This window comes from Telmatospirillum sp. J64-1 (genome assembly GCF_006980715.1).
Taxonomy (GTDB): domain Bacteria; phylum Pseudomonadota; class Alphaproteobacteria; order Rhodospirillales; family Magnetospirillaceae; genus Oleiliquidispirillum; species Oleiliquidispirillum nitrogeniifigens.
This window is the reverse complement of record NZ_SBHN01000012.1, coordinates 140891-152054: the sequence shown is the minus strand read 5'-3', so window position 1 is coordinate 152054 and position 11164 is coordinate 140891. Positions and strand designations below refer to the sequence as shown.

Below are 11164 nucleotides of genomic sequence, written 5' to 3'. Positions count from 1 at the left end.
GGCGGGGACGGCGGCTCCGGCGGAGGTGATGGCGGCTCCGGTGGCGGGGACGGTGGTTCCGGCGGAGGTGACGGCGGTTCCGGTGGCGGGGATGGCGGCTCCGGCGGAGGTGATGGCGGCTCCGGTGGCGGGGACGGTGGTTCCGGCGGAGGTGACGGCGGTTCCGGTGGCGGGGATGGCGGAGGCGATGGCGGCGATTAACGCTGCCATTCCTCCGAGCGCCATCTTTCCAGAGTGGCGCTCATCCGCCTGACATGACTGCCCGGCCAATACAGGCGGTCGCAGCATGGGCACCAGGTGATGGGGCTCCCGCTGCCCGGCGGCACGCGATGATGCAGATGGGCCGGAGCCGGCAGGACACCCACGTTGCAGACCAGGCAGCGCGAGAAAGGCCGGTACAGCCAGTCGATGCCCAATTCCCCTGCCGCCTGCGCGGCCCAGCCGTCCAGGCTGTCGCCGTGCAGCACCAGCACCCGCCCGGCCGCCGCGCGATGCTCGGCGATCTGGCGGTCGCGGGTCAGGATCACCCGATCCTCGGCCACGGCACGGGCCACCAGCACGCGGTCGCTGTCCTGGGGCGATTGGCTGGCGGTATCATAGCCCGCCGCCCGCAGCCAGCGGGCGAAGCCGGAAAGCATTTCATCGCAAAGCAGGCGCATTCCAGAAGTTTGGGAATGACGCCCCCCGTCCTGCAAGGACCTGTCCCCCCTGCGCCCTGCCCGGCCTCAATCCGCCCGCAGGCGGTCCAGGCGCAGCCGGTGGCGGCTGTCCGAAAGCCGGCGCAGGCCGCCCAGCACCGCCATGACGGCGCCCAAAGCAGTGCCCCCGGCGATCAGGAACATGATCAGGATCTGGTACTTGACCGCCTCGACCGGTTCGACCCCGGCCAGGATCTGGCCCGTCATCATGCCCGGCAGCGCGACGATGCCGGTGGCCGACATGGAATTGATCACCGGCATCAGGGCGCTGCGCAGGGCCTCGCGCAGGATCGGCCGCATGGCTTCGCTGCGCGTCGCCCCCAGGGCCAACTGCGCCTCGATCGCCTGTCGTCCCTGGATGGCGCCTTTCGTCAGGCTGTGCAGGCCCAGGCTGATGCCGGTCATGGTGCTGCCCAGGATCATGCCCAGCATGGGCAGGGCATAGCGCGGATCGAACCAGGGATCGGGGCGGACCTGCGTGGTCAGGGCGAAGACGGTGACCACCGAAGCCGCCGTCATGATGCAGACCGTCCCCAACCCATAGGACCACCAGCCGGTGAAGCGGCGGTCCTGGCGGGCCATGATCTCGCGCCCGGCCAGCAGGATCATCACCAGCGCCGCCAGCCCGGTCCACAGGGGCGAAGACAGGCGGAACAAGGTGGTCAGCACCAGTCCGACCAGGACCAGTTGCACCGCCGATCGCAAGGCCGCGATCAGCAGGCGGCGTTCGATGCCCAGCTTCAGCCACAGGGACAATCCCGCATTGGCCATCACCAGCAGCGACGCGACGGCAAGGTCGCGCCAGTCGAGAGCGATGTAATCCATTTCAGCCTGCCCTCACCCGGCCGCCTTCAAGAACCAGGGAATGCGAGGCCACGCGGGCGGCCTGGGCCGGATCATGGCTGACCCACAGCACCGCCAACCCTTGCGCCTGCTTCGCCTTGATCAGAGATTCCAGGCGATCGCGCGAGTCCTCGTCCAGGGCGGAGGTGGGTTCGTCCAGCAGCAGCACCTGCGGCCCCCGCGCCAGCGCGCGGACCAGGACCAGGCGTTGGCGCTGGCCGGTGGAAAGCTCCGCCACCGGGCGCCTTCCCATATCCGGGGAAAGGCCCAGGGCCTCGGCCATGGGCAGGGCGGAGGGCCAATCGGGAAAATGCTGGTCGACCCGCTCCGCCCACCAGCCCGGCTCGGCGGCCAGATAGACGACGCGGCGGCGCCAGTCCGGCCCGTCCATCAGGGCCCGCGGGCGGCCGTCGAGCAGGACCTCGCCCTCGGCGGGGTCGAGGTCGGCTATGGCGCGCAGCAGCAGCGTCTTGCCCGATCCCGATGGACCGCGCAGGGCGAAACAGGCGCCGGGCGGAAGATCGAAGGAGGCCGTGACGATGCCGCGCGCGGAAAGATCACGCACGGAAAGCATGGGTATACCCTACCTCACTCGCGGGAATGCAGAAAGCCGGTTCACTTTCCCGGCAAAGCACCGCATCCTGCGAGCCCGGACGGCGAAAGGAGCAAGAATGAGCGAGACCCTGTCCTATCTGGAATTCGGCGAAAGCGGAAAGCCGCTGGTGGTGCTGCACGGCCTGTTCGGATCGGCCCGCAACTGGTCGGCAATCGGCCGCAGCCTGGGGGCCAAGCGCAAGATCTATGCCCTGGACCTGCGCAATCACGGCAACTCGCCCTGGCACGACGACATGTCCTATGAAGCCATGGCCGAGGACGTGGCCGCCTTCGCCCGCGCCCATAGCCTGGGGCGGATCGACCTGCTGGGCCATTCCATGGGCGGCAAGGCCGCGATGATGGCCGCTCTGCGCCATCCCGACCTGATCGACCGCCTGATCGTCGCCGACGTGGCCCCCGTCACCTACAACCAGGTCTTCCTCAGCTATGCCAAGGCCATGAAGGGCATCGACCTGACCGGCCTGACCCGGCGTTCGGAAGTGGAATCGCAGCTGGTCGAGACCGTGCCGGAAGCGGGCGTGCGCATGTTCCTGCTGCAGAATCTGGTCTCCGAGGACGGCAAGCTGTTCTGGCGCGTCAACCTGGATGCCTTGATGGCCTGGATGGACCGCATTACCTCCTTCCCCGAAGTCGAGGGCCAAAGCTTCAACGCGCCCGCCCTGTTCCTGCATGGCGGCAATTCGGATTACGTGCGGCCCGAATATCGCCCGCTGATCCTGCGCCTCTTTCCCCAGGCCCGCTTTTCCGTCATCCCCGGCGCCGGCCATTGGCTGCACGCCGAAAAGCCCCAGGACTTCACCACCGAAGTGGAGCGCTTCCTGGCATGAGCGAGGAACTGGAAAAACGCATCGCCACCCTGGAAATCGCGCTGGCCCATGCCGAGGCCAGCATCCAGGACCTCAGCGACATGGCCGCACGGCAATGGGCCGAGATCGACAGCCTGACCACCCAGGCCCGTCTTCTCAAGGACCGCGTCCGCGCCCTGGAAGCAGGCGTCGACCGTTCTCCCAGCGACGATAAGCCGCCGCCCCATTACTGAGACGGACGTCCACTCGATCCAAAGGAGACCTCATGGAAACCATCCCCTTCCGGACCCTGACCATCTGCGGAATCGAGGAACTTTCCGCCCCGCGTGAACATTCCGTCACCCATGTCCTGTCCCTGCTCGATCCCGAATGGCCGGAACTGGATGCCTTCGAGGCCTATGGCGACCATCACCGCACGACCTTGCGGTTCCACGACATCATCGATCCTCTTCCCGGAAAGGTGATGCCGACGCCGGACCATGTCGCGGCCATCCTGCGCTTCGGGACGGAACTGGCCGACTCCGGCGCCGGGCTGCAAGACGGCCATCTGCTGGTCCACTGCCACATGGGCGTGTCCCGCTCCACCGCCGCGATGCTGAGCCTGCTCGCCCAGGCCCTGCCGGAGGAAGAGGAAGACCGGCTCTTCGCGCGCCTGCGGCACATCCGCCCGCAAGCCTGGCCGAACTCGCTGATGATCGGCTATGCCGACGACTTCCTTGGCCGCAAGGGTCGGCTGACGGCCGCGCTGCGGCGGCATTACGGCCATCAGATCAAGCACGAACCCTCCTTCGTGGACTGGATGAGCAGCCTCGGCCGCAGCCGTGAACTGGAGATGGCCGTCGTGGCATAAAGGGGCTATTGCCCCCGGAATGCTGATGAACCCGTCTTTCCTCGTCACTCCCGCGTAAGCGGGAGTCCAGGGAGCCGCTTCATCCCTCTCTGGCGGCTTACATCTCCAGGGGCCCCACCATGGGCCCCCGCTTTCGCGGGGGTGACGATGTATTGCGGGCGGAACCAGCTTCTTTCGCAGCCTTCCAGAGGGCTATTGTCCCCGGGGCTTGGCGCGGCTGGTGGCCTGGGCCTGGAGCGGGTCGTCCGGCCAGTAATGCTTGGGATAGCGCCCCTTCAGGTCGGCCTTCACGGCGTGGTAGGAGCTTTTCCAGAAACCGGCCAGATCCTGCGTCACCTGGACCGGACGATGGGCCGGCGAGAGCAAATGAACCACCAGCGGCACCTTGCCCCCGGCCAAAGCGGGCGTTTCGGTGGCGCCGAACATTTCCTGCAGGCGCACGGCCAAGACGGGCGTCTCGCCGCCCGCGTAATCGAGCGGGATGCGTGATCCCGACGGGACCGTCAGATGACTTGGCGCCAGCTTGTCCAGGGCTTGGCTCTGCGGCCAGTCGAGCAGAGCATGCAGGGCGGCGGCCAAGTCCAGCTTGGCGAGATGGCCGCGCCGCGTGATACCCGTCAGGAACGGTCCCAGCCAGTCCTCCAGCCCGTCGAGCAGGGCCTGATCGGAAAGATCGGGCCAGGACTCGCCCTCCACCCGGCGCAGGAACATGACCCGGCCGCGCCAGTTCTCCAATTCCTTGGTCCAGGGCAGCACGTTCAGCCCCAATTCGCGGATGCCCTCGCACATGGCGGAGATGGCGGCCTGGGAATCGGCATTGCCGCCCAAAGGCTCGTCCTTCAGCACCAGCGCGCCCAGCTTGCGGCGGCGGCGGGCCTGGACGGCCTGTTCGCGCGAGTCCCAGGCGACCTCGTCCACCGCCTCGATGGCATCGGCGAAATGGGTTTCCAGTTCGGCGCGGGTGACGGGAGCGGCCAGGAAAATGCGGGCTTCGCGCTTGTCGCCATCGAGTTCCGCGCAAACGATAAAGTCTTCCGCCGCCAGGCGCTCGCCCTGGTCGGAGAAGAAGGCGCCGCGCCCGTTGCTCAGGCGGTATTGTCGGCCAGCCCCGGAGCGGCGCTGGCCGATCCGGTCGGGATAGGCGAAGGCGAGGACCAGCCCGGTCTCCTCGATGCCGCCTTCGCCTTCCTTGATGTCGAGCTGGCGCTGCCATTGGCGGATGGACTGGCGGGCCCGCTGCACCGCGCCCCGGTCCACTTCCAGGCCGCGTTCCGCCCCACGCAGCACCTCGATACGGCGGCGCAGGTCGGCGTCGCGCTGGCCGCGCAGCAGGTCGCGTTCCGAGAGTATGGCAGCCACCTCGCAGGCCAATCCGCCCAGCCCCAGCTCCTTGGCAGCCAGGATCATATGGGCCAGGCGCGGATGCAGCGGCAGGCGGGCCATGACCTGCCCATGGCGGGTGATGCGTCCCTCTGCGTCCAGCGCGCCCAGGCGACGCAGCAGATCGCAGGCCTGGGACCATGCCGCCGTCGGCGGCGCATCGAGCCAGGCCAGTTGGCGGGGATCGGTCACGCCCCATTGCGCCAGGTCCAGCGCCAGCGGAGCCAGATCGGCCTCCAGGATCTCCGGCGTCGACTGGGCGGCCAGGGCGCCATGGGCGGCTTCGGGCCACAGGCGGTAGCAGACGCCCGGCTCCATGCGCCCGGCACGGCCCCGGCGCTGTTCGGCCGAAGCCTTCGAAACCTTGACGGTGACCAGCCGGGTCATGCCGCTGGCCGGTTCGAAGCGCGGCACCCGCATCAGGCCGCTGTCGATCACCACGCGGATGCCCTCGATGGTCAGGCTGGTTTCGGCGATGGCGGTGGACAGCACCACCTTGCGCCGCCCCTGCGGGCACGGACGGATGGCGGCATCCTGGGCGGCCTGGGGCAGGTCGCCGTAGAGCGGCGCCACCAGCACATCCTCGCCCAAGTCGCCCAGCAGGGACTGGACCCGGCGGATTTCCCCCTGCCCGGGCAGGAAGACCAGGATGCTGCCGCTTTCCTCGGCCAGGGCGCGGCGGATGGCGGCGGCGACCTCCTCCTCGATCCGGTTCTTCGGCTGCGGATCGAGATGGCGCGTCTCGACGGGAAAGGCGCGGCCCTGGCTGGTGACGATGGGCGCATCGCCGAGAAGGGCCGCCACCGCCTCGCCGTCCAGCGTCGCCGACATGACCAGGATGCGCAGGTCCTCGCGCAGGGCCTGGGCCTCCAGCGCCAGGGCCAGCCCCAGATCGGCATTGAGCGAGCGTTCGTGGAATTCGTCGAAGATCACCGCCGCCACGCCGTCCAGGGCGGGATCGTCCTGGATCATGCGGGTCAGGATGCCCTCGGTCACCACCTCGATCCGGGTGCGGCCGGAGACCCGGCTGTCCAGGCGGATGCGATAGCCGATTGTCTCTCCCACCGCCTCGCCCAATGTCTGGGCCATGCGCGCAGCGGCGGCGCGGGCCGCCAGCCGCCGGGGTTCGAGCATGAGGATACGCCGCCCCTCCGCCCAGTCCTGGTCGAGCAGGGCCAGCGGCACCCTTGTCGTCTTGCCCGCACCGGGCGGCGCCTGAAGCACCGCGCGCGGGTCATCCTTCAGCGCCGCCAGCAAGGCGGGCAGCGCCTCGTCAATGGGAAGCGGGGAAATCACCGGGACAGAAGGCGAAGAATCGTCGTACGTAGGGTATTGGGGTCGCAGGGCTTGTTGATCAGCACGCAATTGGCTTCTTCGGCCTGACGAGCCAGATCGGTGGCGGTGTCGCCGGTTAGCAGGATGGCGGGAATTTCCACGGCCGCACGCTGGCGCAGCTGCAGCACCAGATCGAGGCCCGACCGGCCGCTGGGCAGACGGAAATCGCTGAGGATCACCATCGGCGCGTCCTTGGCGGCCGCGTCCTCGGCTTCCTGGGCCGTAGCGGCCATGACCGGCGCGCTGCCCCAGGCCTGCAACAGCATCTCCAATGCCATGCGCTGCATCTCATCGTCTTCGACGACGAGAACGCGCGCTCCACTCATGACATCATCGGCCATGGTAATCCTCCTTACCAGAACCTAGAGTAACACCCCTGCCGGAAGATGCCTACCCCGCCCATCACAGCAAGGTCACGACATCGGGTAGATTGCTGCGGATCAGTTCGGCGAACATGCGGAACTCGGCGGCACGGGTGCTGGTGCGCCGCCAGACCAGGTCGATTTCGCGCCCTGCCCCGCGCCCGTCCTCGCCGCGCGGACGGAAGGGACGGACGGCGATCTTGTCGTCCTTGCGCGCCTCGGAATTGACGTAGAGCGCCGGCAGCACCGTCGCCCCCAGCCCGGTCGCCACCATCTGGCGCAGGGAATCCAGGCTGGTGGCGCGGAAATCGGGATGTTCGCCCGCACCCGAGGACTGGCACAGCTTCAACTCGCCCTCGCGCAGGCAATCGCCGCGTTCCAGCAGGATCAGCATCTCCCCCTTCAGGTCGGTCAGTTCCAGTTCCTCGCGCGCGGCCAAAGGATGGCTGATCGGCAAGGCGGCCCAGAACGGTTCCCACAACATCGGATAGACGGTGATGTCGTCCCGCCGCTGGGGCAGCGAGACCAGCAGCAGGTCCAGATCACCATGCATCAATTCCTCGACCAGACGGCCCACCGGCTCCTCGCGCAGATAGAGCTTCAGGTCGGGGAACTTGGCGATCAGGGCCGGCAGGATATGAGGCAGGAGATACGGCCCCAAGGTCGGCAGCACCCCCATGCGCAACGTACCCGACAACGGCTTCTCGCCGCCGCGGGTCAGATGCTTCAGTTCCTCGATATCCCGCAGGATGGCCTTGGCGCGTTCGGCCACCTGGTGCCCCACCTGGGTCATCATCACACGGCGCTTGGAACGTTCGACCAGCACCACGCCCAGTTCCTCCTCCATCTGGCGGATCTGGTTGCTCAGGGCCGGTTGGCTGATATGGCAGCGTTCGGCCGCCCGATGAAAATGCAGGGTTTCATCCAGGGCGGCGATACAGCGGAGTTGGCGAATCGAGATCATGGCTTCATGATACACTTTCATTATCAAATGGACAATTTAAATCCATTGGATGTATCACAGGCGCCTCTGGCATCCTAAGGCCGTGGGAAGAGGGTTTCTTCCCGAGGCTAAGGAGATGAACCATGGCAGAGTTCTCGACCTATCTCGCGGCGGTGCGCAGTCATTCAATGCTGACCCCCGAGGAGGAGGACCGCCTCGCCCGTGCCTGGCGTGACCAGGGGGACGAAGAAGCGGGACAGCGTATCGTTCACGCCCATCTCCGACTGGTGCTCCGCATGGCCGTCAGCTTCAAAGGCTACGGCCTGCCCCTGTCGGATATCATTGCCGAAGGCAATCTGGGCCTGATGCAGGCCCTGAAACGCTACGACCCGGACCGGGGCCTGCGTTTCTCGACCTATGCCCTGTGGTGGATCCGCGCCGCCATGTTCGAGTATGTCCTGGAAAACTCGACCCCGGTGAAGATCGGCCTGACCGCCGAGCGCAAGAAGCTGTTCTTCAAGCTGCGCGGCCTGCGCGCCAAGCTGGGCGATTACAGCAGCGGCGCCATGAGCGATGCCGAGGTCGATCAGGTCGCCGAGACGCTGGGGGTGCGTGCGACCATCGTGCGCGAGATGGAGCAGTTGATGGACCAGCCCGCCCGCTCGCTCGACGCCCCGCGCAGCCAGGAGCACGAGGAAAGCTGGATGGCCAGCCTCGCCAGCGATGAGCCGGACCCGGAAGAAATCCTGGCCGAACACCAGGAAAAAAGCTGGCGCCGCCGCCTGCTGGCCAAGGCCTGGGAAGGACTGAGCCAGCGCGAGCGCGACATCCTTTCCGGACGGCGCCTGCGCGAGGAGCCGCTGCGCCTGGAAGACCTCGCCCAGACTCACGGCATCTCGCGCGAGCGCGTGCGCCAGATCGAGAATGCTGCGGTCAAGAAGCTGAAGGGATTGATGGAGTCGGCCGCCCAGGCCTTGGCGCCACGCAGCCAGAAAATAGCCTGAGCGCCCGTGCATGACGTTCCGCGAAACGCCCCGGTAAGCCTCTCTTATCGGGGCAACGCGGCTGCACGCATGCGAAGACCGCCCCATTGCATGAGGCGTCGCCGAAGAAGCACGTCTATGAGAAGAAACCGCCTTTACACTGAAGAGGGCCGTCGGCCCGTCTCAGGACACCGGAGTGCAGCCGTCAGGCACGGCCGAGATATTGGGCGATCAGCGCCTGGAGTTGCTTGCCGTTGACCGGCTTGTGCAGGATCGGCAGACCGCTGGCCGCGGCTTCCCGCAAACGATCGGCGGCGGTATCGCCGGTTACCAGAATGCCGGGAATATCGTCCCCGAAGGCAGCCTGGATTTCGCGCACGGCTTCTATTCCCGTACGGCCATGTTTCAGCCGGTAATCGGCAACGACAATGTCCGGTTTTCGGCCACCGTCATGTAATTGCGACAAAGCCTCGTCGGCGGAACTCGCCGCGACGACGCTATAGCCCCAGCTTTCGAACAGCATCTGATAGCCTACCAGGACGATGGCCTCGTCCTCGACCACGGCGATCAGACCGCTGTCCCGTGCGGTTCCAGCGGCTTCCAACTTATCAGCCAACACGCCCCTCACCTCGCCAGCAGGGTTATCCCCGTTCACAGAGAAGCAAGCCCTCTACCACAAACAGCCTGCGGATGAAAGCTCTGTACCCTAATGACCCACCTGCCCGATTTCTTGCGGCGCACACTATGCCTCCTGGATGGGGGCCGAGGCAAGAACCGATCGCCCCTTTCGGCTGTTGAAAACAACAACGAAACTGCAAGCGGGGCAAACGAATGGACGTCATCCGGATTCTCGCAGCCATTGTACTGCCACCACTCGGGGTATTCCTCCAGGTAGGGCTGGGCGTACAATTCTGGCTGAACATCCTTCTCACCCTGCTGGGTTACTTGCCGGGAATCATCCACGCCATCTGGGTCATCGCGCGCGCACCTCGTGCCGCCAGGTAGGTAGAACACTCTTCTCCAAAATGGATAAGGGGCCGCGGAAATCGCGACCCCTTTCCGTCTTGCGGCTGTGCCGGTCGGTAAAGGCTTAGAAGCCCATGCCGCCCATGCCACCCATACCGCCCATGCCACCCATGTCGCCCATGTCGGGAGCAGCCTTCTTCTCGGGCTTCTCGGCGATCATGGCTTCGGTGGTGATCAGCAGGCCGGCCACCGAGGCGGCATCCTGCAGGGCGGTGCGCACGACCTTGGTGGGGTCGATGATACCGGCCTTCACCATGTCGGTGTAGACGCCGTTCTGGGCGTCGAAGCCCTGGCTGACATCGCTGCCTTCCAGCAGCTTGCCGGCGACCACGGCACCGTCATGACCGGCGTTCTCGGCGATCTGGCGCACCGGGGCCTGGAGGGCGCGGCGGACGATCTCGATGCCGACCTTCTGGTCGTCATTGACCGGGGACAGACCTTCGAGGGCACGCACCGAGTACAGCAGGGCCGAGCCGCCACCGGCGACGATGCCTTCCTCGACCGCGGCGCGGGTAGCGTGCAGGGCGTCATCGACGCGGTCCTTGCGCTCCTTCACCTCGATCTCGCTGGCGCCGCCAACCTTGATCACGGCCACGCCACCGGCCAGCTTGGCCAGGCGTTCCTGCAGCTTCTCGCGGTCGTAGTCCGAAGAGGTCTCTTCAGCCTGGGCGCGGATCTGCTTGCAGCGGGCTTCGATCTCGGCCTTCTCGCCGGCACCGTCGACGATGGTGGTGTCTTCCTTGGTGATCACCACCTTCTTGGCGGTACCCAGCATGTCGGTGGTCACGGTTTCGAGCTTGATGCCGAGGTCTTCCGAGATCACCTGGCCGCCGGTCAGGATGGCGATGTCTTCCATCATGGCCTTGCGGCGGTCGCCGAAGCCGGGAGCCTTGACGGCAGCGACCTTCAGGCCGCCGCGCAGCTTGTTGACCACCAGCGTGGCCAGGGCTTCGCCTTCGACATCTTCAGCGATGATCAGCAGCGGACGGCCCGACTGCACCACCTGCTCGAGGACGGGCAGCAGCGGCTGCAGGCCGGCCAGCTTCTTCTCGTGCAGCAGGATGAAGGGGTTGTCCAGCTCGACGGTCATCTTGTCGGCGTTGGTGACGAAGTAGGGCGAGGTGTAGCCGCGGTCGAACTGCATGCCCTCGACCACGTCCAACTCGGTGGTCAGGCCCTTGGCTTCCTCGACGGTGATGACACCCTCGTTGCCGACCTTTTCCATCGCCTTGGCGATCATCTCGCCGATTTCACGCTCGCCATTGGCCGAAATGGTGCCGACCTGGGCGATCTCGGCATTGGTCTCGACCTTGCGCGAACGGC

Annotated in this window: 14 protein-coding genes; 5 read left to right on the top strand and 9 right to left on the bottom strand. The window is 66.5% G+C overall.

Translation table 11 applies throughout. The features are described from left to right. The 4 genes from EPD66_RS24075 to EPD66_RS13135 all read right to left on the bottom strand — a co-directional run. On the bottom strand, positions 1-210 hold a 210-nt coding region (locus EPD66_RS24075), incomplete at its 3' end, for a hypothetical protein (protein WP_221930979.1). After that, positions 198-659 (bottom strand): DUF5615 family PIN-like protein, encoded by a 462-nt coding sequence (locus EPD66_RS13145; protein WP_142848971.1) that lies wholly within the window; start codon positions 657-659, stop codon positions 198-200. The genes EPD66_RS13145 and EPD66_RS24075, both read right to left, overlap by 13 nt. 66 nt (positions 660-725) lie before the next feature. Beyond that, complete coding sequence (gene fetB, locus EPD66_RS13140; RefSeq protein ID WP_142848970.1) at positions 726-1523, bottom strand: iron export ABC transporter permease subunit FetB; 798 nt, start codon at positions 1521-1523, stop codon at positions 726-728. Between the two features lies 1 nt (position 1524). Further along, positions 1525-2115, bottom strand: a complete 591-nt coding sequence (locus EPD66_RS13135; protein ID WP_142848969.1) for an ATP-binding cassette domain-containing protein — start codon at positions 2113-2115, stop codon at positions 1525-1527. 97 nt (positions 2116-2212) lie between these two features. Between EPD66_RS13135 and EPD66_RS13130 the strand changes: the two genes are divergently transcribed. From EPD66_RS13130 to EPD66_RS13120, 3 genes are read left to right on the top strand one after another with little or no spacing between them, the layout of a single operon-like run. Further along, positions 2213-2983 (top strand): alpha/beta fold hydrolase, encoded by a 771-nt coding sequence (locus EPD66_RS13130; protein WP_142848968.1) that lies wholly within the window; start codon positions 2213-2215, stop codon positions 2981-2983. Continuing rightward, positions 2980-3195 (top strand): SlyX family protein, encoded by a 216-nt coding sequence (locus tag EPD66_RS13125; RefSeq protein WP_142848967.1) that lies wholly within the window; start codon positions 2980-2982, stop codon positions 3193-3195. Before EPD66_RS13130 ends, EPD66_RS13125 begins: the two co-directional genes overlap by 4 nt. 32 nt (positions 3196-3227) lie before the next feature. Continuing rightward, positions 3228-3812 carry a tyrosine phosphatase family protein gene (locus EPD66_RS13120; RefSeq protein WP_142848966.1) on the top strand — a complete coding sequence of 195 codons (585 nt, stop codon included), beginning with the start codon at positions 3228-3230 and terminating at the stop codon, positions 3810-3812. Between the two features lie 192 nt (positions 3813-4004). On the opposite strand, the gene hrpB is transcribed toward EPD66_RS13120, so the two are convergent. From hrpB to EPD66_RS13105, 3 genes are all read right to left on the bottom strand, one after another. Next, positions 4005-6488 carry an ATP-dependent helicase HrpB gene (gene hrpB / locus EPD66_RS13115; RefSeq protein WP_255448479.1) on the bottom strand — a complete coding sequence of 828 codons (2484 nt, stop codon included), beginning with the start codon at positions 6486-6488 and terminating at the stop codon, positions 4005-4007. After that, on the bottom strand, positions 6485-6868 hold the full coding sequence (locus EPD66_RS13110) for a response regulator (protein WP_142848965.1): 384 nt from the start codon (positions 6866-6868) through the stop codon (positions 6485-6487). The genes hrpB and EPD66_RS13110 overlap by 4 nt, the downstream gene beginning before the upstream one ends. 61 nt (positions 6869-6929) lie before the next feature. Next, a complete protein-coding gene (locus EPD66_RS13105) occupies positions 6930-7853 on the bottom strand; it encodes a LysR substrate-binding domain-containing protein (RefSeq protein ID WP_185961406.1) in 924 nt (307 codons plus the stop codon). A 122-nt stretch (positions 7854-7975) separates the two neighbouring features. On the opposite strand from EPD66_RS13105, the gene EPD66_RS13100 reads away from it, so the two are divergent. Then, positions 7976-8836 (top strand): RNA polymerase factor sigma-32, encoded by an 861-nt coding sequence (locus EPD66_RS13100; RefSeq protein ID WP_142848963.1) that lies wholly within the window; start codon positions 7976-7978, stop codon positions 8834-8836. 184 nt (positions 8837-9020) lie between these two features. Here the strand turns inward: EPD66_RS13100 and EPD66_RS13095 are convergent, their stop codons facing one another. Beyond that, a complete protein-coding gene (locus EPD66_RS13095) occupies positions 9021-9431 on the bottom strand; it encodes a response regulator (protein ID WP_255448478.1) in 411 nt (136 codons plus the stop codon). A gap of 215 nt (positions 9432-9646) precedes the next feature. Between EPD66_RS13095 and EPD66_RS13090 the strand changes: the two genes are divergently transcribed. After that, positions 9647-9820, top strand: coding sequence for a YqaE/Pmp3 family membrane protein (locus EPD66_RS13090; protein WP_142848962.1), 174 nt, complete (start codon positions 9647-9649; stop codon positions 9818-9820). Between the two features lie 85 nt (positions 9821-9905). On the opposite strand, the gene groL is transcribed toward EPD66_RS13090, so the two are convergent. Further along, the coding region (gene groL / locus EPD66_RS13085) for a chaperonin GroEL (protein WP_255448477.1) at positions 9906-11164 on the bottom strand (1259 nt) is incomplete at its 5' end.